Raw genomic sequence first — 25,771 nt, 5'->3', positions numbered from 1 at the left:
CAGAGCAAAAAAGTCAGATCATTCAGGCTGCTGGGCGACGGCCTCGCACAAAGTAAATCACGATCAAGGCCAGCAAGAACGGCACGCCAAACAACAAGGTGTAGTGAAAGATATTGATGAACCAGGTGGTTACCAGAATCGCCACAATGCCAATCAAGCCCAATAAGGTGCCGATGGGATAGGCAGGCATACGGAAGCGCAGTTGCACCCCGTCCAGGGCCACGCGTCGGCGGAAGAACAAATGGGTCAGGAAGATCATGCCCCAGGTGAACAAAGCGCCAAACATGGACAAGGCGATCATCACCGGGAAGGCTGTTTCCGGGTTGTAGGCGTACACCACCGCCGCCACCGCCACACCGCTAGCCGACAAGGCCAGGGCATTCAAGGGCACCCCGTTGCGGGCTACCTTGCCCAGCACAGCAGGCGCATCACCGGCACGTGACAGGCTGAACATCATGCGCGTGGAGATATAAAGCATGCTGTTCATGGCCGACAAAGCCGCAATAATCACAATGAAGTTCAGGATACTGTCGGCATAAGGAATGCCCACGGCCTGCATCACGGTGATGAAGGGACTAGTCGTGCCATCGGCAACCAGCTCTTGCCAAGGCACCAGCATCACGATCAGAGACAGGGACAGCAGGTAGAAAATGATCAAGCGCCAGATCGTGGCCTTGAAGGCCTGGCGTACTGCTTGCTCGGGATTTTCTGCCTCCCCGGCTGCTACAGCAATCATCTCGATACTCAGATAACTGAAGATTGAAATGATCACACCCACCCAGACCCCGTACCAGCCATTGGGCATGAAGCCACCCTGACCAAACAGGTTGGCCTGAACCTGGGCGGGCTTGTAGTAACCCGTCAAAATCCCGACCGCCAGCACGATGAAGGCAATAATGGCGAACACCTTGATCAGGGCAAACCAATACTCCACCGAGCCAAAGGCTTTGACGCTGTAAGCATTGACCGCAATCAGCACCGCCGAGAAAAAGGCGATCCATATCCAGGGCGACACGTCCGGGAACCAGAACTTCATATAGTCCGCGACCGCAGTCACCTCCGTGCCCACCGCCAGCACAATGCAGGCCCAATAGCTGTAACGCACCAGGAAGCCAGCCAGCGGATGGATGTAGAACTCCGCATAGGCCCCAAAAGAGCCTGAGGTGGGGTGTTCTACCGTCATCTCGGCCAGGCAACCCATCAGGACCAGGGCGATAAAGCCACCAATCACATAGCTCAACACAACACCGGGGCCCGCAAAACCAATGGCAAATTTGCTGCCCAGGAACAAGCCGGTACCAATGGCTCCCCCGATTGCAATCATGCTCATTTGGCGGGCAGTCAGTTTTTTATGCAGTCCGGCTTCGCGCGATTGAATTTGCTCAAATCGGCTCATGTCTCCTCCTTATGCTTGTTTTTTTATTGAGCTGTGATCAGGTCACTTTGGAGCGCGTCTTGTAGGCAGGCTTATCCCATTCCTTATTCGCAAACACGGCCTTGATATGCTGCACAGCCTGCCAGATATCTACAAAAGACAGATACAAAGGCGTGACGCCAAAGCGCATTACCTCGGGCTCACGATAGTCACCAATCACACCACGGGCGATCAGTGCCTGAATGGCGGCATAGCCTTGCTCATGTGCGAAGCTGACATGGCTGCCACGGAAGTGATGATCGCGCGGTGTCACCAGACGCAGGCCAAACTCGGCGCACTCTTGTTCCACCAAAGCAATGAACAAGTCCGTCAAAGCCAGAGATTTGCGACGCACGGCCTGCAAGTCGGTTTGCAGGAACACGTCCACACCGCAAGCAACCAGGCTCAAGGAGACGATGGGCTGGGTGCCGCACAAAAAGCGCTCGATACCATTGGCCGCTTCATAGGACGGGCTCATGGCAAAGGGGTGTTTATGTCCCCACCAGCCGGACAAGGGCTGGCTGATCTGGTTCATCAACTTGGGATTGACCCACAGCAAGGCGGGAGCGCCGGGGCCAGCATTCAAGTACTTGTAGGTGCAGCCAATGGCGAAGTCAGAATCGCTGTCGTTCAGTTCAATCGGCAAGGCACCCACAGAGTGGCACAAGTCCCAGATCACCAGGCCATTGTGCCCATGCACCAGGCGGTTGGTCGCCTGCATATCGTGCAAGTAACCCGTGCGGTAATTCACATGGGACAACACCACCACCGCTGTTTCTTCGTTGACCGCGGTTTGCAGGTCTGCCGGGTCATCAATCAACTCCAGCCTATAGTCTTTGCCGAAGAAGGCGTTAAACCCTTCAATGATGTACAGATCCGTGGGGAAAGAATCGCGCTCGGCCAGGATCACTTTCTTTTCCGGGTGGCGTTCTTTTTGCAGGTTGACGGCGGCGGCCAGCACCTTGAACAGATTGATGGATGTGCTGTCGCTGACAATGGTCTCGCCTTGACCGGCCCCAATCAGCGGGGACATCTGGTCGCCCAAACGGACGGGCAAGGTCCACCAGCCCGCTTTGTTCCAGCTATTGATCAGATCGGTACGCCATTCCTGAGAAATGACTTCCTGGGCACGCTCCATGGCATGCCGTGGCATGGCGCCCAGAGAGTTTCCGTCCAGATAAATCGTATTGGGTGGCAGGTCGAACTTGGCTTTGAAGGCAGCCAGTTCATCGGCCTGATCCCACTGCTCACATTGCTGCAAAGTAATCATTGTCATGCTCCTCGATTCTGCTTTTTTACGATGTTCAGTCTAGCATCGAGCCCGTGGCAACTTATTCCAAAGCGATGAAGATTATGCTTAAATCTGGAAGGAAATTCGGTTTTTGAAAACCCTTTTCATAGATAATTCTAAAATATGAGACTTGACGAGACAGACCTGAAAATCCTGCGTCTTTTGCAGGACAACGGCAGGCTCAGCAACCAGGAACTGGCTGACTTGGTCGCGCTTTCCCCCTCCTCCTGCCACCGCCGGGTAAAAATTCTGGAGCAGGAAGGCCTGATCGAAAACTACAGCGCCAATTTAAGCGCGGGCAAGCTGGGCTTTGCCATCGAGGCCTTTGTGGAAGTGAATATTGCGCAGCTCAACGAGAGCGAGCATCAGTACCTGAGCAAGGCACTGGCCACGATGGACGAAGTGCTGCATGCCTATATCGTGACCGGGCAGGCCAACTACATGCTGCACATACGCACACGCAACTTCGATACTTTTTCTAATTTTGTGATCCACAAGCTCAACACGCTGCGCGGCGTCACCAAAATTCATTCGCAGATTGTGCTGTCCTGCATCAAAGCCAAGGGGCAACGCTTGCCCGTGTAAATCCGCCAGTCAGCAGGGGCTGAACTGGCGTCCAGACAACATCGTGAGCACCGCTTTTTAGACGTAGTTCAGTTTGAAACGACGTTTGAAATGTTCGCTGCGCCACCAGCCCTTGCCGCTTTGCACCGGCATGTCATCGGTATCAAACAAGTCGATCCGCTGCACAATCACGGCCTGGTTTTCCTTGATCCACAACTGCTTGGCCATCTCCGCCGAGGCATTGGCCATGCTGATCTCTTCCTGTGCGTGCTTGATAGGTACATTCAGCACGGAGGTCAGCATTTCCACCATGGTTCGCGTCTCCAGATCCTGAACCTGGATGCGCTCGCCAATGGAGCGCCGCAAATAGTTCTCGGCAAAATAAAGGGGAACGGCCGACTTGTAGCGCACCGCTTGCAGCTTGTAGACCGGCTCGTCCGAGGTAAAAAACTCGGCAATCTCCGCAGGGGGGGTCACCAGTTCCCAACTGGCGATTTTGGTGCTGGTGTCTTTGCCCAACTGCACCAGATCATTGATGGAACCCAGCTCCCAGGAGCCGGTGTTCTTGCGCTCCAGGACAAAGGAGCCACGGCTGGGGAAACGCTCAATCAAGCCATTGCGAGTCAGGATCGCCAGCCCCTGACGCACGGTAATACGGCTAACGCCAAACATTTCCCCCAGCTCGGCCTCGGTAGGCAAACGGTCGCCCGGCTGCAGGCGACCGTCCTGGATATAACGGGTCAGCTTATCGGCTAATTGTTCGTATAACGGTTTTGTGCTCACTCTCATCTCGTCACAGTAAAAACAAGAAAATGTCTGGTTTTAATTAAAAGTATGATTTTCCTGTGTCTACAGTGCAGACATAGAACCCATCAAGCGATCCAACAAGTCGCCATTATATTTTTTAAATCAGGTCCCGCCTCAATGCACTTTCTTTCTTCAGAAGCTGGCCTTTATGGATAAAAACCCATAGCCACTTTATCTCTGAACGAGACCCGCTGAGTCGTGATCTTCCGGTCTTGCAGGAAATCAGCGATTCTATCGTAACCATTCAGATCTTCCTCGGTAAAGCCACGCATCTGGCACTGTGTCTCGCGCAGAAACTCCAGCGTCTGTTGCTTGGGAATACGCACTTGTTTTTCCACCGCCGCAGCGGCCAGTGCCGGATCAGCCGTGGTGATTTCGCAAGCTTCGGCCAGGGCATCCAGCACTTTTTTGGCTTGCTCCGGATTGCTTTCCAGCCACGGCCCCATCGCTGACACCCAGGTAGCGTAGGTATATCCCACGTCCTTGCTGCTCGCAAGAATGTTCCCGCCCTGGCGCTTGACCATGGTCGGGAAGGGCTCGAACAGCCAGAACGCATCCACGTCACCACGCAATAACAAGGCTGGCAGTTCAGGCGGGCCAGACTTCACCTGAGCCAGCTTGGCATCGGTGCCATTGAATTTTTCTGTACTCAGACTAGTCAGATACTCGAATACCCCGCCCGGCACCACGCCATAGGTCTTGATTTGGGCGGGGTCCGTAATTTCCGCCCGAGACACCAGCTTCAGGTTGTCGCCCGACTCGCCCACGATCCCGACAGGACGAATATCGGCATGCGGCATGCGGATCAGGTGGGTGGTTTCGGTCGAGGCTGTCATCACTGCCTGCCCCGCCATCATGCCATCCACCATGGCCCCACCCGGCCCGAACGTCACCAGCTTGACGTCCACCCCATGCTTTTGGAACAAATCCTGATCCTTGGCAACAAAAAAGGATACGAAGGTCGGATCTATCCCCACAGCGATGGGCACGGTCTGCGCCTGCGCCATCGCTCCAGACAGGCACAGTGCCGACAAGGCACCGGCTGCCATCGTACTTTTGATGCTGATGTTTTCCTGTGTCAGCTTTTTTGCATACGATTTAATTCTAGTAAACATAGCTTGTCTCCTGGCCACCCAAAGTCTTGGGCGATCACACTTTAATGTCGTAGCGCCCCAAGAACTTCAAGGCAAAAAACCGCAGAATCTGGTCGCTTAAATAGCCCAAGACGCCCAGCAAAATAATGCCCACAAACACCCACTCCGTACGGCCATAATTGCGGGCCGACCAGATCAAGGCTCCAATCCCTTCCTGGGCGGCCACAATCTCGGCCGACACCACAGTCAGAAAAGAATTGCCCATGGCCAGACGTGCGCCGGTCACAATCGCCGGAATGGTGGATGGCACCACCACCGTCAACAAGGTGCGCATACGACCTGCACCCAAGGTAGCGGCAGCACGCAAACGGTCCTGGCTGACGGCCTGCACACCGGCCACCACACTGATGATGACAATGAAAATCGTGGCGTAGAAAATCAGCCCAACCTTGGACGCTTCACCAGGGCCAAGCCAGATAATGGCCAAAGTCACAAAGGCAATGGGCGGGACAAAGCGGAAGAAATCGACGTAGGGCTCAATCGCTTTGCGCAGAATGACCGAGCTGCCCATGATGATGCCAACCGGAACCCCCACAATGACGCCCATGCTCCAGCCCAGAGCAATACGGCCCATGGAGGCATAGATGGCTTCAGTGATCATGCCTTCAGACCACAACTCCATGGCGGCCTGTACCGTTGCCCACGGCGAGGGCAAGAACAGGGGAATCAACTGCCTGCTCAACAACTCCCACACCAGAATGCCAAACAGCACGGCCAGCAAAGGCACAAAGCGGATAAGACGGCTGTTCGAGCTTGTTTTTTGCGTGCTCATTGCACTTTGCTCCCTATGCCCTGCTCGCTCAGAAACTTGGTCACTTCCTCACCAATTTCGTCTCGCAGCCGGTTATGCAGCTCAATGACGGCCGGGTCCAGAAAGTTGCGCGGGTAAGCCAGATCAATCTTGCTATTGGATTTGATCTTGGCAAAAGGGCCGGTTGTCATGGTGACGATCCGGTCACCCAGCAAAATGGACTCGCCTATGTCATGAGTCACAAAAACAATGGTGGACTGGGTTTTCTTGCGGATATTGCTGAGCTCTTCCTGCATCACCTCCCGCGTTTGTGCATCCAGTGCGCCAAAGGGCTCATCCATCAGCACAATGCGAGGTTCATTGACCAGCACACGGGCCATTTGCAGTCTTTGCCGCATTCCACCCGACAGTTCTTTGGGAAACTTGTTCAAAGCCCCACCCAGCCCCACCAATTCAATAAAACGTCTGGCCATCTCAGAACGCTCTTTGGGCGCTATTTTTTTGAGTTTCAGCCCATATTCCACATTTTCCTGAACCGTCAGCCAGGGAAACAGAACCTCCGAATTCTGGAACACCACCCCACGCTCTACCGATGGTCCTTTTACCGGTACACCGTAGGACAAGATTTCCCCTTGAACCGGAATAAAACCTGCAATGGCGCTCAAAATGGTGGACTTGCCGCAACCACTGGGGCCCAGCAGGCAAACAAACTCACCCGGCTCGATGGACAGGTCCACTCCCGAGACGATGGTTTGACTTCCATAGTTGATCGATATATCCCGTAGCTGTATTGCCGCCTGCCCCCCCATACATCCTCCTTTGATGTGTCTGGCGTATCGGTTTTTGCGCCCGGTGCCGGAAGGATTACTCCCTTTCCAGCAAGCCCTTGATCAGGAACATTTCGGCCTCGTGTACGCAGGACATCTGCTCCCAGGCCGCATCGCTTTGTGTCGCCAAACGCCAGGTCAGCAAGGTCACGACACACTTGTCGGCCCCGATCTTCAAGAGATCGCCCGGAATCACACGGGACATATTGCGAAACTGCATGGTGTCCTTGCTGGCGCCCACCGAGTAATCCACCTGCAGGCGCTGGCGATCAACATCCAGGCTGACAAAGGTTTCCTTGCCGGTAAAAACCGAGGTGCCCTTGAACAGGCCGGGCTCTACTTCAATGCGGTTGGCACTGCCCCAGGCCCACTGGCCCTGCTTGACGCCCTCGGACATGATCTCGAAGGCCACTTCTGCGGACCGTTCAACCAGGATGCTGCTGGAATGACAATGTGGATCTCTCACGTACCTGCTCCTCTGGATAAGACATATTGTTATGACAATAATCATATTGTCATACCAAAGATAAAAAGCGGATACCGGGGAAAACACGTAGGTACCTAACCAGTTATCAAACCGCGCCCACAAAAAAACCGCTGGCTATCCCCAAGGACAGTCAGCGGCTTTAGAACCCGGTTCAACACAGCACCGGGCGGCTCCCTCTTTCCAGCATCAGGCTGGATAGGGTGAGCGTGATAGTGTTAGTTGGGCGTCACCCATTTCTGGATGAACTCACGCAATTCGTCCGGGTTGGAGGCCACGCCACCCGGCACGCGATAGACCTTTTCCAGCGGCTCTACCATCGCTTGCAAACCTTCGCGAAGCGTCGGATCCTCGCACATCATCACAATCCCGCGGCAATAGCGGCCAAAGCCTTCTCGGTGTGCCTTTAACCACAGCACCACTTTTTTGCGCCCTTCCGGGTCACCCGGGTTGGAAGGATCGGGCAGGCTTTCGTACACCAGCACAAACTCCTTTTCCGCCTTGATCAAGGTTTCCATATCGTCCAGCCACTGTGTGGCCAGCTCCATGGTCAAGGGGAACTCGCGCACCCGCGCCATAGGCAGGGCGGAGGTATCCAGAAACTGGGTGGAAATGTTGGAAGAAATGTCTTGCTCATTCATTGCTAAAGCTCCTTGAATTAGGGCCGTCATGCCTAACTGCAATATGCCCTCCATCTCGATCTCCTCCACAACACGTTCCACGGCAGCGCGCGGCTCGCGACCCGCAACGGCATACACCGTATCGGCCACGGCCAGGCAGTGAAACGCCACCGTTCCCATCAAGTAACGGGAACGCTCGAACGACACGCCATACGCCTGGGCAATGTGTTCTTGATGCTCCCGAATCTTGTCCAGCATGGAAGGGGTGGCCACCAGCCTGCGGATCACATAGGGCGTAATACCCGGATTGGCTTTTACAAAGGCCTGGGTGGCCGCACTGAAGAGCTGTAAATAGTCTTCCAGGCTGCCCTCTACCGGGCTTTTGGCCCGAGGCACTTGCCAGCGGTTGAAGATTTCTTCAGCCACCAGTTGTTTAAGCCCTTCCAGATTGCCCACATGCTTGTACAGCGCCATCTGGCTGACACTCAGAGCGGCAGCCACACCCACAAAGGTGATATTAGGCAAGCCGATCTGAATGCCAGCATCTGCAATCCGTGCTCGGGTAATGGTGGGGGGACGTCCGCGTGGCGCGGGCGCCGGAGGGGTTTGCATAGCTACGTTGACCTTGTTGATAACAGCGATATGTCTTCTCCAGCCGCTGCTTCTTATTTAATTTAAGAGACTCTACTAATTAAGAGCCTAGTTTACATCCACGATAATGATTCTCAATATCATTTTTTGCAAGGATGTCCCTGCTGTTTGTAAAGCGGCAAGACTTCTCTTCAAACGGGCTCCAGCGTAACCCAATCCCCCCGGCTTCAAGCAGGAGCAAGGCAAGAGTTTGCTTCCCAAAAACATCGCGGGCTAGCACGCATCCACAGGCAAACCAGCAAGCCTCCCCCTTAAATTGGTCAGACCAATTAATTCATAAAAAAACCATCAAGTTCCTTACGATTAGGGTAAACACCGACATTCCAGCAAATAATCCTTTGGATACAATGCGCTCTGCTCTTGACGATCTCAAGAAATGGTCAGACCAATTTAACGACCTTCAGGTTCGCTTGCAATACAAGCGCCTCCCCTTTGCTCCTGCGGAGATAGAACAACATGCAACAAGCGTGGCTGCAGCAATACGATCCGACCGGCAATATCTGGCTGTCGGCCCTGATTGCGCTTATTCCCATCATCTTTTTTTTCCTGGCCCTGACCAAGTTGCGCATGAAGGGCTATATGGCCGGCACGATCACCGTGCTGCTGGCTCTGGGCGTTGCCCTGATTTTCTATCGCATGCCAGTCTCTACCGCTCTGGCTTCGGTGGTGTACGGTTTCTTTTATGGTCTGTGGCCCATCGCCTGGATCATCGTGGCCGCCGTGTTTCTGTACAAGATTTCGGTCAAGACCGGCCAGTTCGATGTCATTCGCGCCTCGATCCTGTCGGTCACACCTGACCAACGCCTGCAACTGATTCTGGTCGGTTTCTGCTTTGGTGCCTTCCTGGAAGGTGCAGCCGGTTTTGGTGCTCCCGTTGCGATTACTGCCGCCCTGCTGGCCGGTCTGGGCTTCCGCCCCCTGTATGCCGCCGGTCTGTGCCTGATCGCCAATACCGCCCCCGTCGCATTCGGCGCCATGGGTATTCCCATCATTGTTGCTGGCCAGGTTTCGGGAATCGATCCTTTTGAAATCGGTCAGATGGCCGGTCGCCAACTGCCTTTCATGACCATCATCGTGCTGTTCTGGTTGATGGCCATCATGGACGGCTGGCGCGGTATCAAGGAAACCTGGCCTGCCGTGCTGGTGGGTGGCGGCTCCTTTGCCATTGTTCAGTTCCTGACCGCCAACTACATTGGCCCTGAACTGCCGGACATTACCTCCGCTCTGGTTTCCCTGGTCGCACTGACTCTGTTCCTGAAGGTCTGGCAGCCCAAGCGTATCTTCCGCTTTGATACTCAAGAAGCCGCTCCCACTCAGGATACAAGCTCCAAGCAGGCTCCTGCAGTGCTGACAACAGGCAGCATCATCAAAGCCTGGTCGCCCTTCATCATCCTGACGGCCATGGTCACCATCTGGAGCGTTCAGCCTTTCAAAGCGCTGTTTGCCGCGAACGGCCCGCTGGCCTCGACCATCGTGAACATTCCTGTGCCTTTCCTGCACAATCTGGTCGAAAAAGCGCCTCCCGTGGTGTCTGCCGCTACGCCGTACGGCGCGGTGTACTCCTTTAACTGGCTGTCCGCCACCGGCACCGCCATTCTGATTGCCGCCCTGCTCACCATTATCTTTTTGCGCATGAAACCGGCCAAAGCGGTCGAGACTCTGGGCGAAACCTTCAAGGAACTGGCTGTCCCTATCTATTCGATTGGTATGGTGCTGGCCTTTGCCTTTATCGCCAACTATTCGGGTCTGTCCGCCACCCTGGCATTGGCTCTGGCCCACACGGGTAAAGCCTTCACCTTCTTCTCGCCCTTCCTGGGTTGGATTGGTGTCTTCCTGACAGGCTCCGACACCTCTGCCAATGCCTTGTTTGCAGCCTTGCAGGCCACGACGGCGCAGCAATTGGGCTTGCCTGAAGTGCTGATGGTGGCGGCTAACACCACTGGTGGTGTAACCGGCAAGATGATCTCGCCCCAATCCATTGCCATTGCTTGCGCGGCAGTCGGTCTGGCTGGCAAAGAATCGGATCTGTTCCGCTTCACCGTCAAACACAGCCTGATCTTTGCGGTTCTGATTGGCCTGCTGACAACCCTGCAAGCCTATGTGTTACCTTGGATGATTCCCTAAGGGTTCCCCCTCATCCTTCTTCTGCAAGGCGCGTAGATTCGTGCCTTGCAGATTTATTTTTTCAGTATGTCCAAGACTATGCGCCTCTCTGATCACGTTGCCCAACAATTGCTGGCGCTCATTCAATCCAGCGATTTTCAGGCGGGGCAACGGCTTCCTGCCGAACGCACGCTGGCCGCACAATTGAATGTGTCCCGCGCCTCGCTGCGCGAAGCTATTCAGCAACTGACCAGCCAAGGCATTTTGCGCAGCCAGGTCGGCTCAGGCACCTACCTGACCTCCCATACGCCGCAATGGACACAGCGCTCCGTGGACCCGCTGGCAGCCTTGATGCTGTCCGATCCGCAGTACCGTTACGACGTGCTGGAAGCGCGCATTGCCTTGGAAAGCAGCACCACTTGGCACGCCGCCCTGCGAGCCTCGCCCGAAGATAAAGACAAGATCCTGCAGTGCTTCGAGCAGATGATTCGCTATCAGCAAAGCGGCGATACCGTGCAGTCCGCCCGTGCCGATGCCCAGTTTCACCTGGCAGTGGCCGAAGCCTCGCACAACCTGGTGCTGGTTCAGGTCATGCGCGGATTGTTTGATCTGGTGCTCAGCAGCGTGACGCAAAACCGGGACATCATCATGTTCGTCCATGACTCGCCCGAAACCATCGTCCACCTGACCGCCCAGCACGAAGCCCTGGTCAAAGCCATTATTGATGGCGATGCCGCTCGTGCCCGCAGTGTCGTGAACGAGCACCTGGGCTATGTACGCAACACCCTTCTACAGGCTGACGAAGACCTCGCCCGCCGCGAACGTGCTGCGCGCTTGCAGACACTCCCTTCAGCCCTACCCGACTCCCCCTTGCCATGATTATTTCTTCCTCGACCGATTACCGGCGTGCCGCCCAAAAACGACTGCCTCCTTTCCTGTTCCACTACATTGACGGCGGCGCCTATGCCGAGCACACCCTGCGCCGTAACGTGGATGATCTGGCTAACGTGGCCCTACGCCAGCGCGTGCTCAAGGATATGAGCCAACTGGATACCAGCATCGATCTGTTCGGCGAAAAGCTGTCTATTCCAGTCGCGCTGTCACCAGTGGGTCTGACAGGCATGTACGCCCGTCGTGGTGAAGTCCAGGCGGCCCAGGCCGCGGATGCCCACGGCATTCCCTTCACCATGTCCAGCGTGTCGGTTTGCCCGATCGAGGAAGTGGCCCCACGCCTGAAACGGCCCATGTGGTTCCAGCTTTATGTTCTGAAAGACCGTGGCTTCATGCGCAACGCGCTGGAACGTGCCCAGGCCGCAGGCTGCAGCACCCTGGTCTTTACTGTGGACATGCCCGTGCCGGGCGCACGTTACCGTGATGCCCACTCGGGCATGAGCGGTCCGAACGCTGCCCTGCGCCGCTACGCACAAGCCGTCATGCACCCGCGCTGGGCCTGGGATGTGGGTCTGCTGGGTCGCCCGCACGATCTGGGCAATATCTCGCGTTACCTGGGCAAGCCAACGGGCCTGGAAGACTATATGGGCTATCTGGGCGCGAACTTCGACCCATCCATTTCCTGGAAAGACCTGGAGTGGATACGCGAATTCTGGAAAGGCCCGATGGTCATCAAAGGCATTCTGGACCCCGATGATGCCCGCGATGCTGTGCGCTTTGGTGCCGATGGCATCATCGTCTCCAACCACGGTGGTCGTCAGCTTGATGGCGTCCTGTCCTCGGCCCGCGCGCTACCCGCCATTGCCGATGCCGTCAAAGGCCAGATCAAGATTCTGGCAGATTCCGGTATCCGCAGCGGCCTGGATGTCGTGCGCATGATTGCCCTGGGTGCCGATGCCGCCATGCTGGGCCGTGCCTACATTTATGCCTTGGCCGCCGCCGGACAATCCGGGGTCGACCATCTGCTCAGCCTGATTGAAAAAGAAATTCGGGTCGCCATGACGCTGACCAGCGTCAGCAGCATTTCCCAGATCACCTCTGACCTGCTTGTACAGGAGTCTTGACCATGTCCGTTTCCACCCGCCCTGCGGACTTGCTGCAACAGCTCAATGCCATTGTCGGCAAGCCCCACGTACTGACGGATGATCACAGCACGCGCCGTTATCGCAAAGGCCACCGTACGGGTGAAGGCAAGGTACTGGCCGTCGTCCGGCCCGGCACCTTGCTGGAGCAATGGCAGGTCCTGCAAGCGGTTGTCGCCGCCGATTGCATTGTGATCATGCAGGCCGCCAATACAGGTTTGACGGGTGGTTCCACGCCGGATGGCGATGACTACGACCGCGATATCGTGCTGATGAACACCATGCGTCTGCAAGGCATACAGGTTATCAACGAAGGTGAGCAAGTTGTCTGCTTGCCAGGCGCAACGCTGGATCGTCTGGAGCAAACACTGGCTCCCCTGGAGCGCGAGCCGCACTCGGTCATTGGCTCCTCTTGCATCGGCGCTTCGGTGCTGGGTGGTGTGTGCAATAACTCTGGCGGCGCTCTGGTAAGACGCGGCCCGGCGTACACGGAACTGACGCTGTACGCACAAGTTCTGGACGATGGCACCCTGACCCTGGTGAATCACCTGGGCATCAATCTGGGGGATACCCCGGAAGAAATCCTGAGCCGCCTGGAACAAGGCAAATACAGTGTTGCGGACATCGTCAACGACCCGGAACGCAAGGCCAGCGACCCGCGCTACGCCGAAGACGTGCGCGATGTGGACGCCCAGACCCCAGCCCGTTTCAATGCCGACCCCTCCCGTCTGTACGAAGCCTCCGGTTCGGCAGGCAAGCTGTGCATTTTTGCCGTGCGTCTGGATACCTTCCCCAAAGAAGCCAGCACCGTTTTCTACATCGGCACCAACGACCCGGACGAACTGACTGCCGTCCGTCGTCACCTGCTGACAGACCTGCCCCGCCTGCCCATTGCAGGCGAATACATTCATCGCACCGCCTATGATATTGGCGAGCAGTACGGCAAAGACACCTTCTTGCTGATCGACCGTTTTGGTACCGCCAAAGTGCCGTCCGCCTTTGCAATGAAAAGCCGTGTCGATGGTTTTTTTGAACGCTTCGGTTGGCGCGGTGTTACTGATCGCGTGATCCAGGCGATCATGAACCGTCTGCCCAGCCACTTGCCCCCACGCATGCGTGAATGGCGTGATCGTTTCGAGCACCACCTGCTGCTGCGCGTCTCCAACGACACCGCCCAAGCTACTCGCGACTATCTCAGCCAGCAATTTGAAGGCAGCCAGCAAGGTGCGTATTTTGAGTGCGATGCCGAAGAAGGTCGCAAAGCCTTTCTGCACCGCTTTGCCATTGCGGGCGCAGCCATCCGCTACCGCGAGTCGCACCCCGACAGCGTAGAAGACATTGTGGCCCTGGACATCGCCCTGCGTCGCAACGACAAGGAATGGGTGGAGCAACTCCCCGACGATATGGAAAAAGACATCGTCCACAAGCTCTACTACGGCCACTTCCTGTGCCACGTGTTCCACCAGGATTACATCGTCAAAAAGGGCGTCGTTCCTCTGGATATGGAACACCGCATGTGGAAGCTGCTGGACGAGCGCCGTGCCGAATACCCGGCCGAGCACAATGTGGGACATCTGTATATTGCCAAACCTGCCCTGGCCGGTTTTTATCGCGAACTGGACCCCACCAATACCTTCAACCCTGGCATCGGGCACACCTCGCGTCGCAAGTGGTGGACGGTTTGCTGCGGTGGTCAGCACGATTAAGTATCACCCTTTTTGGAAGGTACTGGCACGCTGCACGCCCCGTTTGACGCTAAACCGCCGCGTCCCACTTCACTAACCCCCACCTTATCTATACCCGCAGGCCCCCAAGTTTGACTTGGTGGGCCTGTTTTTTGTCCGCTGTGACAGCCAGGACACAAAAATATCGCGTCGCCTTTCCTATTTAGTTTAATAGGTTCCACTAATTCAAAATTTAGATTACATTATCGATAATGATTCTCAATACCTTATAGTAAAGAGCCGGTTTCTACGGCTTTTGGATAAGCAATGAAGGTGTCGGATCTGAGCCGCCACCCGCCCGGACCCTCATCCACACCCCGCAGAAATCATGTCTCTTACTTTGAATTTCTGGGTATGTAACGCTCATGACCACTCGTGAAACTGCTACGGACGCGCGTAAAGAGCCTGGCCCCATCAGCCAGATCCTCAGCTCCATACGCTCGCGTTTGATGGTGGCCGCCGTGCTGGCGGCCTTGGGTTCAATGCTCACCCTGGTGCCTTTGGCCGGGATCGCCTACATCGCCAAACTGGCCCTGGGCGATACCCTGTCTGGCGAGCTGCAAGGCGATATAGGCTGGACGGTACTGTTCAGTGTCCTCAGCATGTTTGCGGGCTTGGCCCTGATCTCGGCAGGCGAGCTGCTGGCCCATCTGGCCGATAACCAACTGACTCGTGGCCTGCGTCTGAGTGCTGCCCAACGACTGGCCAAGGTGCCGCTGGGCTGGTTTACCGGCCAGGCCTCGGGCGAAGTGAAACAAGCCATGCAAGACGACATCGCCACCCTGCATAGCCTGACTGCCCACTTCTACACCTCGGTAGGCCGTGCCGTCGGTGCCATAGCCATCTCCGTGCTGTACCTGTTCGTCATGGACTGGCGCATGGCCATTGTGGCTCTGCTGCCCTTCCCCGGTTTCTTCCTGTTCCTGCGCAACGCCATGAAAGCCAGCAGCGCGAACATGCAGGGTTTTGTTGAAAAACTGGGCCGCCTGAACAGTGCCACGGTGGAGTTTGTCAGCGGTATTCCGGTCGTCAAAGCCTTTGGTTCCAATGGGCAGGCACACGGTGGCTATAGCAAAGCCGTGGACGGCTTTGCCGACGCCTTTCTGAACTTTGCCCGCCCGCTGGTCGCCCGTATGGCCCACGCACACGCCATGATCGCGCCGGTCACCGTATTAGGCGTTGTGCTGATCTTCGGTGCCCTGTTCAGCTATCTGGACTGGATTGCTCCCGTAGACATCCTGCCCTTCGCCCTGGTGGCCCCCGGTATTTGCGCCCCCCTGCTGTTGCTGCACACCTTGCTGCACGATCTGGGCGGAGCAACGGGTGCTGCACAGCGGGTTCAAGCCTTGATGAAAACTCCCGTACTGGAAACGCTGACCGCCGATCAGCAGCAGGTCCCTGCAAATCAGGAAATACGGGTCGAAAACGTCAGCTATGCCTATGGCGAAGGCCATCAGGCACTGAGCAATATCAGCTTCACTCTGGAACCGGGCACGGTCACCGCGATTGTGGGCTCTTCAGGCTCTGGCAAATCCACCATCGCCCGCCTGCTGCTGCGATTCTTTGACCCCAGCGAAGGCCGTATCACCCTGGGCGGTGCAGATCTGCGCCAGATCGAATCCACCGAGCTGTACCGCCGCATTGGTTTTGTGCTGCAGGAAGTGCGCCTGATCAATGCCAGCGTGCGCGAGAACATTGCGCTGGGCCGTCCCTCCGCTAGTCAGCAAGAGATTGAGGATGCCGCCCGCGCCGCCAATATTCACGACCGTATCTTGAGCCTGCCACGCGGCTACGACTCCGTAGTCGGAGAGGATGCACAACTATCGGGAGGCGAACGCCAGCGTGTCAGCATTGCACGCGCTGTCTTGCTGGACCCACCCATTCTTGTACTGGACGAAGCCACTGCGGCTGCCGATGCCAGCAATGAAGTCGCCATTCAGGATGCCCTGTCGCGCTTTGCCCAAGGCCGCACTCTGCTGGTGATTGCTCACCGCCTGGACACCATCATGCATGCCGACCGCATTCTGGTGCTGGAAGACGGTGCGATTGTGGAGCAAGGCAATCACGCCAGCCTGCTGGCGGAACAAGGCCGATATGCACGGCTCTGGACCCTGGGTGGCTACGACAACAGTTCCAAGGACACATCATGCTAAAGACCCTGATTCGCTTGCTGGGTAATGATGCCCCGATTTTCCGCCGCTATATCTGGATGGCGATTCTGTACGGCCTGCTGTGCGGCCTGACTATGACCACCCTGGTGCCCATTTTTACTCACCTGCTCAATGGCGAACCGAAACAAGCGGGTGGCTGGCTAATCGTACTGTTGCTGGGCGTTGCCATTTGCTGGGCATGGCGTCGGCATGTAGAACAAGCCGGTGTCAATGTGGGCGCCGCTATCCTGCAAGGTGGCCGTCATCGTCTGGGCGATCATATTGCTCAACTTCCCGTAGGCTGGTTCTCCGCCCAGAACACAGCGCGCCTGGGCCATGTTGTCACTCAGGGCATGATGTCCGTCGCCCAGTTGCCTGCACACGTTTTCACCCCACTGATCGCCGGGATTGTGACGCCTGTTGTGCTGGTTGTAGCCTTGTTCATCCTGCATTGGTCGCTGGGGCTAATTGCCTTGATCGTCTTGCCTTTGCTGGCCGCTGTTCTGGCCCTGACCGCCCATTTGGGTCGCAAGGCCGATGATGCCTTCCAGGCCCATTTCGCCCACGCCAGTCAGCGTGTGGTGGAGTTCGCCCAAGCCCAATCCGTGCTGCGTGCCTTCAATGGCGAAGGCGGTGGTACGCGCCTGCTGGAAGAAGCGATTGAGCGCCAGCATCAAGCGGGCAAGAAACTGATCTGGCAATCCACGGCCTCGGCGGTGCTCAATGCCTGGGCTGTGCAAGCTGCCTTTGCCACCCTGCTGATTGCCGCCACGCTTTGGCTGAACAGCCATACGGGTCTGGGCATGAGCAGTGCAGAAATCATTGCCGTCATCGTCTCCTTGCTGCTGACAGCGCGCTACATCGACTCCTTGCTGGAAGTAGCCAGCTATGGCGAGGTGCTGCGCGGTGCACGCGGCCAGTTGGATGCGATTCAGGAACTGTTTGCCGTCCATCCCCTGCCCGAACCCGCCTCGCCCCAAACCCCAAGCGACGGCTCGATAGCGCTGAACAATGTGCATTTCCGCTATGCCGCCGACAAGCCCGATGTACTGAATGGCGTCAGCCTGAACATTGCGGCAGGCAGCATGGTGGCCTTGATCGGGGAATCCGGCTCGGGCAAAACCACTCTGGCCCGGCTGATTGCCCGCTTCTTTGATGTCAGCCAGGGCAGTGTCTCCATTGGTGGCGTGGATGTACGCCAGATCAGCAGCCCACAATTAGCGACCCAGATCACCCAGATTTTCCAGGACGATTATCTGTTTGCAGGCAGCATTGCCGAGAACATCCGCCTGGGCAAACCTGACGCTACCGAGGCCGAACTGCTGGAAGCGGTGGAACAAGCCGGTGTCAGCGAAATCATCGCGCGTCTGCCAGAGGGCCTGGACACCACCGTGGGCGAAGGCGGAGCCCGTCTGTCCGGTGGCGAGCGTCAACGCATCGCCATTGCCCGCGCCTTGATCAAGAACGCCCCCATTTTGCTGGTGGACGAAGCCACAGCCGCACTGGATGCCGAAAACCAGGCTGCCATTGCCCAGGCTCTGGCCCGTCTGCGTGGCAAACGCACTCTGATCGTGATTGCTCACCAGCTCTCTACGGTGGCTATGGCCGATCAGATCGTGGTGCTGGAAAACGGCCAGATCATCGAGCAAGGCCCACCGGCGCAACTTCGTGAAAGCCAGGGACGCTACGCCCACTTTCTGAATCAACGTCACACAGCCAAAGGTTGGCGTATTGCCACCGCTGCGCAAAATAACGGTGTGTGATGCGAGTTAGATCCTTTGTGCTGTTGTTCCTGATGCTGTGCTGCCTGTCCTTGCTGATAGGTGCACGGCAAATAAGCTGGACACAGTTATGGAGCTTTTCAGGCGATGCCTGGCTGACATTGACCGCCAGCCGCCTGCCCCGTCTGGCGGCGCTGGTCTTGAGCGGGATAGGCCTGTCCGTCTGCGGGGTGATCCTGCAGCACATTGTGCGTAACAAGTTTGTTGAACCCGCCACCTCGGGCGGGCTGGATGCCGCCAAACTGGGCATTCTGATTGCCCTGACTATGGCTCCCGGCAGCGGCACAGCAGGAAAGCTGCTCTTTGCCCTTTTGTTCTGCTTTGCCGCCAGCCTGATCTTCATTGCCATCGTGCGCCGTATCCGCTTCAAGAACACCGTGCTGGTGCCGGTGATTGGTCTGATGTATGGCGGCGTCCTTAGCGCCATTGCCGAGTTCTATGCCTACCATCATCAGATTCTGCAAAGCATGCAAGGCTGGATGCTGGGCGACTTCTCCAAGATCGTGCAGGGCAATTACGAGATCATTTATCTGATCCTGCCCATTGTGCTGCTCACCTATCTGTACGCGCATCGCTTTACCGTTCTGGGCATGGGTGAAGGCATGGCCACCAGCCTGGGGCTGAACTATTCAACCACCGTCGCCCTGGGCTTGATACTGGTCGCAACCACCGTATCCGCTACTGTTATTACCGTGGGGGCCATTCCATTTATTGGCCTGGTCATCCCCAATCTGGTGGCTCTGCGCTATGGCGACAACCTGGCTCGCACCTTACCCATTGTGGCCTTAGGGGGTGCGTGCCTGCTGCTGGCTTGCGACATTCTGGGCCGCCTCATCATCTACCCTTTTGAAGTCCCTATCGGCCTGACCGCAGGCGGTGTGGGTGGCGTGCTGTTTCTGTTCCTGATTTTCTGGAGGAACCGATGAAACAGCGGCATCTGGTCTGGCTTGTGCTCATCGTGCTGGCCCTGAGCTTTGTGTTCTATCGCTCCGGCCTGGACCTTGACTACATCATCCCCAAACGCCTGAACCGCTTGGCAGCCATGATTATCGGTGGCGTCTGCGTGGCTTGGTCATCGATTATTTTCCAGACCATTACCGGCAACCGCATTCTGACGCCCGCCATCATGGGCTACGAAGCGGTGTACCTGCTGTTCCAGTCCCTGCTGATCTTGTTGCTGGGCACACAAAGCCTGGTGATGCTGGGGGCCAATGGCAATGTGCTTCTATCCATTGTGCTGATGCTGGCTTACTCACTGGCTATCCATCACTGGCTGTTTCGCCAGGGCAAAAACAATGTGTACTTCCTGCTGCTGATGGGACTGGTACTGACCATGATCATCAGCACGTTCACCCAGTTTGTGCAGCTAAAAATCAGCCCCGGCGAGTTCTCTATTTTGCTGGGCTTTAGCCAGGCCTCCTTTAACCGGGCCGAGCCTTTGCAATTGCTGGTGTCCTCCCTTCTGGTGGGCGGTATTTGCCTGGGCAGCCTGCGCAGCTTGCCCACGTTGGATGTACTTTCTTTAGGCCGTGAACAAGCCATTTCCCTGGGGGTCGACTACCGCCGTACCGTGCGCATCCAGCTTGCCCTGATTGCCGCACTTGTCGCTATCTCCACCAGCCTGCTCGGGCCTACCGCCTTTATGGGGATTTTTGTGGCCAACACCAGCTATGCACTGGCCCGAAGCTTCCGGCACAAGGTCACGCTGCCATTAGGCTGCGCCATTGCCATCATCATGTTTCTGCTGGCGCAGTTGGCGGTGGAACACATTTTCAACTACCGCACGACCGTCGGGATACTCGTCAACCTGGTGTGCGGCGCGTACTTCCTGGGACTGATGGTTCGTACCCGAGGCACAGCATGATTACGATCAATCAGCTCTCCAAACACTACAAGAACAAAACCGTGCTCTACAAGGTGAGTACGCAATTTCCTACCGGACAGCTTAGTTCCCTGATCGGCCCCAATGGCGCCGGTAAAACCACCTTATTGATGAGCATTGCCCGCCTGCTGGAGGCCGACGAAGGCCAGATCCAACTGGACGGCCGCAACATTGCAGACATACGCATTGCCGACTATGCGCGCCGGGTTGCGACCCTGCGCCAATCGCCTGATTTCAATCTGCGCCTGACGGTGGAAGAACTGGTCGCCTTTGGCCGCTTCCCGTATAGCCGGGGCGCACTGACGGCTGAAGATCAGCAAGCCATCTCCGAAGCTATTCAGTTTCTCTCGCTGGAACCCTTGTGCCAGTCCTATCTGGACGAGCTGAGCGGCGGCCAGCGACAGATGGCTTTTCTGGCCATGACCATTGCCCAGCAAACCGATTATTTGCTGCTTGATGAACCGCTGAACAATCTGGACATCAAGCACGCCGTGCAAATCATGCGCGCCTTGCGGCGGCTGTGCGATGAGTACGGCCGCACCGTGATTCTGGTGGTGCATGACATCAACTTTGCCGCCAACTATTCCGATCACATTGTGGCCATGAAAAACGGTGCCCTGTACTGCGCAGGCCCGGTGTCCGAGGTCGTCACCGAAGCACGTCTGGCTGAACTCTATGGTCTGGACTTCGAGATTACGCACAGCGAGCGTGGCCGCCTGTGCAATTACTTCACCCCATCAGGAGAACTAGCATGATCGCCAAACACAGATACGGGCTGATAGCCCTGTTTGTGGCCGCCAGCTTTGCCTTGCAAGGCTGCGAGAAAAAGACCCAGGCAGCAGCGGAAACCCCGGCACCGCAAGCCGCCGCCAGCCCTGAAACCAGTGCCCGCTATGAACCCATTGTGGTCGAGCACAAGCTGGGCTCCACGCGCATAGAAAAACTGCCACAACGCGTCGTGGCGCTGGACATGAACGAAGTGGATTTTCTGGATGCCTTGGGAGTCCCGGTTGTGGGCATGCCCAAAGACTTCATCCCTGAATTTCTGGCCAAGTACAAAAATGCCCCCCAGATTCAGGATACCGGCGCCATTGTGCAGCCCAATGTGGAGCAGGTTTACGCCACCAAACCGGACCTGATTCTGATCACCTCCTTGCAAGCCAATCACTACAAGGAACTGAGCCAGATCGCCCCCACCATTCACTTTGATGTGGATTACCGCGATAGCCAGGTCAACCACATTGAAGTCATCAAGAACCACCTGCTGACTCTGGGCTCGATTTTCAAGAAAGAAGAACTGGCCAAACAAAAAGTGGCCGAGTTGGATACCAAAGTCGCCCAAGCCAAACAAATCACCCAGGATCGTCCCGAAAAAGCCCTGATTGTTTTGCATAACAACGGCTCGTTCAGTTCCTTCGGGGTTCAGTCTCGCTACGGTTTTGTCTTCAATGCGCTGGGCGTACAGCCTGCCAGCCCAACGGTAGAAACCGGCCTGCACGGACAACCCGTTTCCAGCGAATTCATTCAGCAAGCCAACCCGGACATTATCTACATCATCGACCGTACTGCCGTCATGGAGCGCCGCCCTGCTCTGGATGCCGACAGCCTGAGCAACCCGCTGCTGCGTGAAACCAAAGCTTGGCAAAACGGCCGCGTGGTGTTTGCCAATGCTGAAGCCTGGTACGTCACCGCCGCTAGCGTCACCTCGCTGGAACTGATTATTGATGACGTCATCAAGGCCTACCAACACTAACTGATTCCAAGGTTTTTACACGGGCAAATAGATAACAACGCGACTCAATCCAATTTCTATTTGCCTTAAGCAAAGCAAAAGAAACACCCCCGCTACCTAAAGGACACTGGCATGCATACACCACGCCATAAAGGGACGTTTGCGCCCTCGATACGTAAAGACAGCGATTCTGGCCGTTCTGGCTTCGCTCCGAATCGCACCTTCAGCGCCGTACAAATGGCGCTACTACTGGGCTTGGGAGCCAGCGCGCTGGCTTTGATGAGCTCGCCCGCACAGGCACAAAGCAGTACGGCCTCCCAGGCCGATGAAGTCGTCACCTTGCCGTCCGTTACCGTCAAAGGTCAGCGCGACAAGACCGTCGAAAGCTATGCAGGTGGGCAAGTTGCCACCGGCGGCCGCGTCGGTTTGCTGGGCACCAAAGATTTCATGGAAACGCCCTTCAACACCATCAGCTACACCGAGCAATACATTGCCGACCAGCAGGCGCGTGACATCAGCGAAGTGATCGCCAAGACCGACCCCAGCGTGTTCATGAGCGGCATTGCGGGCGAGAGCAACGAGAGTTACTCCATCCGCGGCTTCCGCTCCGATGTGGGTGATGTCACCGTCAACGGCCTGGCCGGGATGGGTGGCTACTACCGCAACTCGCCTGAAGCCTACGAGCGTGTCGAAGTGCTGAAAGGTCCCTCCGCTCTGCTCAACGGCATGCCGCCCAAGGGTTCGGCTGGCGGTGCGGTGAACCTGGTCACCAAGCGCGCAGGCGACGATCCCCTGTTCCGCGTCACAGGCAGCTATATGTCCGACTCGCACTTTGGTGCTCATGTGGATCTGGGCCGTCGATTTGGCGAGAACAAGCAGTTCGGCGTGCGCCTGAACACGGCCTACCGCGATGGCGAGATCACCGTCAAAGATCAGGACAAGAAGATTACCCAAACCTCTCTGGGTCTGGACTGGCGCGGCGAACGGGTGCGCCTGTCTGCCGACCTGTTTCACAGCAAAGACCGCGCCTACGGCCTTACTCGTGGTCTGACCCTGAACCCTGGCGTAGAGCTGCCCAAGCCACCCAAGCCTGATGTGTCGTGGAACCCACCCTGGGCTTTCTATGACACCACCGACAAAGGCGCCATGATCCGTGGCGAGTTCGATCTGAACGATCAATTCACTGCCTACGCCGCCGCCGGTATCAGCCGCACCAAATTCAGATCCAATATGGGCGCTGGCCAGGTCTTCAATAACGCGGGTGACTTCAGAATCAACTTCAGTGGCGTAGCCGACGAGATGCGGCGCAAAACTGCTGAAGTGGGTCTGATGGGTAAACTGCAAACCGGCCCGGTCAGCCACCAATTCGCGATCAACGCCACGCAGTACAACGAAGACTACGACCTGAGCGGCTTCCGCAACCTGTTGCCCACCTCCTGGGAAACCAATATTTACGATCCGGTCTGGGGCCCAGAGCCATCGTTGCCGAACAATATCCCGCTGATCAGCACCACCAAAACCCGCTTGAAGAGCATCGGTTTTGCCGACACCCTGTCCTTTGCTGACGACCGAGTACAAGTGACACTGGGCGCACGCCGTCAACAAGTGATCAACGAAAGCTTTAACGGCAGCACCGGCCAACGTACAGGCGAGCGCTACAAGGAAAGCGCGACTACCCCAGCCGTCGCCTTCCTGGTGAAAGCCACCGATCAGGTCTCGGTCTACGCCAACTACATCGAGGGCTTGTCCCAAGGCGCAATCGCCCCCAACACCGCCGACAACGCAGGCCAGGTCTTTGCTCCCTACAAGACCAAGCAGAAAGAAGTGGGCCTGAAGCTGGATCTGGGTGACTTTGCACACACCCTGGCCCTGTACGAAATCAAGCGCCCCAGCAGCTACACCGACCCATTCACCAACGTATTCTCCTTTGGTGGCGAGCAACGCAACCGAGGCATTGAATGGGGCTTTTTCGGCTCCCCTCTGGAAGGCGTGCGCTTGATGGGTGGCGTGGCTTACTCCGACCCGGAAATCACCAAAGCCGCCAACCCGGCAGAACAAGGCCGCCAGGCTACCGGCCTGCCCAAATGGCAAGCCAAGCTGGGCGTGGAATGGGATGTGCCCAACCTGCAAGGGCTGACCGTGATGGCCAACGCCACCACCTCATCCAAGCAATACCTGAGTGCGGACAACTCTCTGTCCATCCCCGGCCATACCGTGTTTGATCTGGGCGCACGCTATCGCACCAAGATCTCCGGCCGTCCGCTGACCTTGCGGGCTACGGTGAATAATGTGGCGAACAAGGCCTACTGGGCCAAGCCGCACTTCACCAGCCTGGCCGTGGGTGCACCACGTACCTTCATGCTGTCGGCAACGATGGAGTTCTAAGCTTGAAGAGCTGGACTTGATGGTAGGGCCTTGCTGCAGCTAAATAGCGTAGCAAGGCCCTTTTTGTAGGACTACCAGATACTGCAAACAGTATTTGCAGGCGAGTTCGACAGCGGCAGATTTACCACTCAGGTGCTTGGTGTTTAAGACACAGGCATCAGTAAAAAGAGCCGTTTCTTAAGCCACCGAACACAACAAGTGGATATCTTCCGGGTCCAGCTCGAACAAACGGGCATCAGGTTCTGGCGCAATTTCAAAACCATGGGCCATATAGAAATCCACCGTATTCACCGAAGGCGTGGCCGAGGCATAGACCGCCTTCGCGCCCCACTCCGCAGCCTGCTTCTTGGCCTGATCCAGCAGCCATACGCCCATCCCCTGCCCTCGCAAGGACTGGCTGACATGCAGGAAAAATAGTTGACGCCAATCTCCCTGCGGCCCCAAGGGCAGGCTGTCCAAACCCACAGCAGCCAGCAAGGTATCGCCCTTGAATACACCCATGAACCAGGAACCTCGATGAAAGGCGTCCTCATGTTCAGGGTGATATTTCTCCGGGTCGCCTTCCGGCCAACCACGCAGATCAATATCAGCCGCTTGCTTGTGCAATACGCCATCGCGCAGCTCGTACAAACCGTCGATCTGCTCGCTGCGGTCTATGGACCACAGCAGGTTCAGTTCCGTTTCTTTTAAAGGACGTAGCGTCAAGCCTGAAGGTAAAGAGGGCATGGTGATCAAAGTGATGTATTTCGGGTTTACAGCAGATTAAATCCGCATCAAGGTTCAGACAGACAGAGGGCAACGTCACCAAGACAGGCGTGACACTCGCCCCCTGTTTGAACGCGCCCGATTATAGGTGTACATCGCCCTGAATGCCTCGGCCAACAGAACGACGCAAGACCGCCCCGATTCGCAAATCCGGCTCTGAGTCACGATCCTCTACCTGTGCCAGCGTACTTAGAATCGAGCAGTCAGGCTGTTCATCACCTGGACAGCAACCAATTGACGCTTCCAGCGCCAAGGCCATCTCCTGCATGTTTTTAATGCGACTGCTCAGCTCTTCCAGATGCTGTTGTGCAACCCGTTTTACATCGGCACTCTGACGCGACTGGTCATGCCACAAACTCAGCAAATCACCAATGGCCACCATCGAAAACCCCAGATCGCGGGCACGTCTTATGAAGCGCAAGCGCTCCACCTCTTTCCAGCTATAAGTTCGGTAACCCGCAGCGCTACGCTCGGTTTGCGGGATAAGGCCAATCTGTTCGTAGTAACGAATCATTTTGGCCGACACTTTGGATACCTTGGAGGCTTCACCAATATTCATCTTGCTCCCCTTGCTCAATGACAGGACTCGAAAGTCAGGTGTCAGTGATGGCAAAAGGTGGCAGGCTTTGTCCAAAGCCCCATCAGTCTTTTCT

22 protein-coding genes are annotated in these 25,771 nt (G+C 56.6%); 12 read left to right on the top strand and 10 right to left on the bottom strand.

Annotation, left to right across the window (positions count from 1 at the left end):
* Window positions 1-22: 22 nt before the first annotated feature.
* Both JYG33_RS16045 and kynU read right to left on the bottom strand, forming a co-directional pair.
* Complete coding sequence (locus JYG33_RS16045; protein ID WP_207873167.1) at window positions 23-1,396, bottom strand: amino acid permease; 1,374 nt, start codon at window positions 1,394-1,396, stop codon at window positions 23-25.
* 37 nt (window positions 1,397-1,433) lie between these two features.
* A complete protein-coding gene (gene kynU, locus JYG33_RS16040) occupies window positions 1,434-2,684 on the bottom strand; it encodes a kynureninase (RefSeq protein WP_207875897.1) in 1,251 nt (416 codons plus the stop codon).
* 144 nt (window positions 2,685-2,828) lie between these two features.
* Between kynU and JYG33_RS16035 the strand changes: the two genes are divergently transcribed.
* Window positions 2,829-3,290, top strand: a complete 462-nt coding sequence (locus JYG33_RS16035; RefSeq protein WP_207873166.1) for an Lrp/AsnC family transcriptional regulator — start codon at window positions 2,829-2,831, stop codon at window positions 3,288-3,290.
* A gap of 57 nt (window positions 3,291-3,347) precedes the next feature.
* Here JYG33_RS16035 and JYG33_RS16030 read toward each other — a convergent pair whose 3' ends face one another.
* From JYG33_RS16030 to JYG33_RS18770, 6 genes are all read right to left on the bottom strand, one after another.
* Window positions 3,348-4,058, bottom strand: coding sequence for a GntR family transcriptional regulator (locus JYG33_RS16030; RefSeq protein WP_243430207.1), 711 nt, complete (start codon window positions 4,056-4,058; stop codon window positions 3,348-3,350).
* 164 nt (window positions 4,059-4,222) lie between these two features.
* A complete protein-coding gene (locus JYG33_RS16025) occupies window positions 4,223-5,191 on the bottom strand; it encodes an ABC transporter substrate-binding protein (protein ID WP_207873164.1) in 969 nt (322 codons plus the stop codon).
* Between the two features lie 34 nt (window positions 5,192-5,225).
* Complete coding sequence (locus JYG33_RS16020) at window positions 5,226-6,002, bottom strand: ABC transporter permease (RefSeq protein WP_207873163.1); 777 nt, start codon at window positions 6,000-6,002, stop codon at window positions 5,226-5,228.
* A complete protein-coding gene (locus JYG33_RS16015) occupies window positions 5,999-6,790 on the bottom strand; it encodes an ABC transporter ATP-binding protein (RefSeq protein ID WP_207873162.1) in 792 nt (263 codons plus the stop codon). The genes JYG33_RS16020 and JYG33_RS16015 overlap by 4 nt, the downstream gene beginning before the upstream one ends.
* 55 nt (window positions 6,791-6,845) lie before the next feature.
* Entirely contained in the window at window positions 6,846-7,274 is a 429-nt protein-coding gene (locus JYG33_RS16010; protein WP_207873161.1) for a hypothetical protein, read from the bottom strand.
* A 236-nt stretch (window positions 7,275-7,510) separates the two neighbouring features.
* A complete protein-coding gene (locus JYG33_RS18770) occupies window positions 7,511-8,524 on the bottom strand; it encodes a hypothetical protein (protein WP_347708884.1) in 1,014 nt (337 codons plus the stop codon).
* A gap of 495 nt (window positions 8,525-9,019) precedes the next feature.
* On the opposite strand from JYG33_RS18770, the gene lldP reads away from it, so the two are divergent.
* From lldP to JYG33_RS15950, 11 genes are all read left to right on the top strand, one after another.
* A complete protein-coding gene (gene lldP / locus JYG33_RS16000; protein ID WP_207873160.1) occupies window positions 9,020-10,687 on the top strand; it encodes an L-lactate permease in 1,668 nt (555 codons plus the stop codon).
* 78 nt (window positions 10,688-10,765) lie between these two features.
* Window positions 10,766-11,545, top strand: coding sequence for a transcriptional regulator LldR (gene lldR / locus JYG33_RS15995; RefSeq protein ID WP_207875896.1), 780 nt, complete (start codon window positions 10,766-10,768; stop codon window positions 11,543-11,545).
* The gene (gene lldD / locus JYG33_RS15990; RefSeq protein WP_207873159.1) at window positions 11,542-12,681 is read left to right on the top strand and encodes an FMN-dependent L-lactate dehydrogenase LldD; all 1,140 of its coding nucleotides are present in this window, start codon (window positions 11,542-11,544) and stop codon (window positions 12,679-12,681) included. The genes lldR and lldD overlap by 4 nt, the downstream gene beginning before the upstream one ends.
* 2 nt (window positions 12,682-12,683) lie before the next feature.
* Window positions 12,684-14,405, top strand: coding sequence for a D-lactate dehydrogenase (gene dld / locus JYG33_RS15985; RefSeq protein WP_207873158.1), 1,722 nt, complete (start codon window positions 12,684-12,686; stop codon window positions 14,403-14,405).
* Window positions 14,406-14,788: 383 nt separating this feature from the next.
* Window positions 14,789-16,576: an ABC transporter ATP-binding protein gene (locus JYG33_RS15980; protein ID WP_207873157.1), complete on the top strand. Its 1,788-nt coding sequence runs from the start codon at window positions 14,789-14,791 to the stop codon at window positions 16,574-16,576.
* On the top strand, window positions 16,570-18,336 hold the full coding sequence (locus JYG33_RS15975; protein ID WP_207873156.1) for an ABC transporter ATP-binding protein: 1,767 nt from the start codon (window positions 16,570-16,572) through the stop codon (window positions 18,334-18,336). Before JYG33_RS15980 ends, JYG33_RS15975 begins: the two co-directional genes overlap by 7 nt.
* Window positions 18,336-19,280 carry an iron chelate uptake ABC transporter family permease subunit gene (locus tag JYG33_RS15970; protein WP_207873155.1) on the top strand — a complete coding sequence of 315 codons (945 nt, stop codon included), beginning with the start codon at window positions 18,336-18,338 and terminating at the stop codon, window positions 19,278-19,280. The genes JYG33_RS15975 and JYG33_RS15970 overlap by 1 nt, the downstream gene beginning before the upstream one ends.
* Entirely contained in the window at window positions 19,277-20,218 is a 942-nt protein-coding gene (locus JYG33_RS15965) for an iron chelate uptake ABC transporter family permease subunit (RefSeq protein ID WP_207873154.1), read from the top strand. The genes JYG33_RS15970 and JYG33_RS15965 overlap by 4 nt, the downstream gene beginning before the upstream one ends.
* Complete coding sequence (locus JYG33_RS15960) at window positions 20,215-20,991, top strand: ATP-binding cassette domain-containing protein (RefSeq protein WP_207873153.1); 777 nt, start codon at window positions 20,215-20,217, stop codon at window positions 20,989-20,991. Before JYG33_RS15965 ends, JYG33_RS15960 begins: the two co-directional genes overlap by 4 nt.
* Window positions 20,988-21,989, top strand: a complete 1,002-nt coding sequence (locus JYG33_RS15955) for a siderophore ABC transporter substrate-binding protein (RefSeq protein WP_207873152.1) — start codon at window positions 20,988-20,990, stop codon at window positions 21,987-21,989. The genes JYG33_RS15960 and JYG33_RS15955 overlap by 4 nt, the downstream gene beginning before the upstream one ends.
* 111 nt (window positions 21,990-22,100) lie before the next feature.
* Entirely contained in the window at window positions 22,101-24,353 is a 2,253-nt protein-coding gene (locus JYG33_RS15950) for a TonB-dependent siderophore receptor (protein WP_207873151.1), read from the top strand.
* Between the two features lie 177 nt (window positions 24,354-24,530).
* Here JYG33_RS15950 and JYG33_RS15945 read toward each other — a convergent pair whose 3' ends face one another.
* Window positions 24,531-25,079, bottom strand: coding sequence for a GNAT family N-acetyltransferase (locus tag JYG33_RS15945; RefSeq protein WP_207873150.1), 549 nt, complete (start codon window positions 25,077-25,079; stop codon window positions 24,531-24,533).
* Window positions 25,080-25,200: 121 nt separating this feature from the next.
* Entirely contained in the window at window positions 25,201-25,677 is a 477-nt protein-coding gene (cueR, locus tag JYG33_RS15940; RefSeq protein ID WP_207873149.1) for a Cu(I)-responsive transcriptional regulator, read from the bottom strand.
* Between the last annotated feature and the right edge of the window lie 94 nt (window positions 25,678-25,771).

The sequence above is a fragment of the Alcaligenes sp. SORT26 genome (assembly GCF_017377875.1).
Taxonomy (GTDB): domain Bacteria; phylum Pseudomonadota; class Gammaproteobacteria; order Burkholderiales; family Burkholderiaceae_B; genus Alcaligenes; species Alcaligenes parafaecalis.
This window is presented reverse-complemented; position numbering and strand designations above follow the sequence as displayed.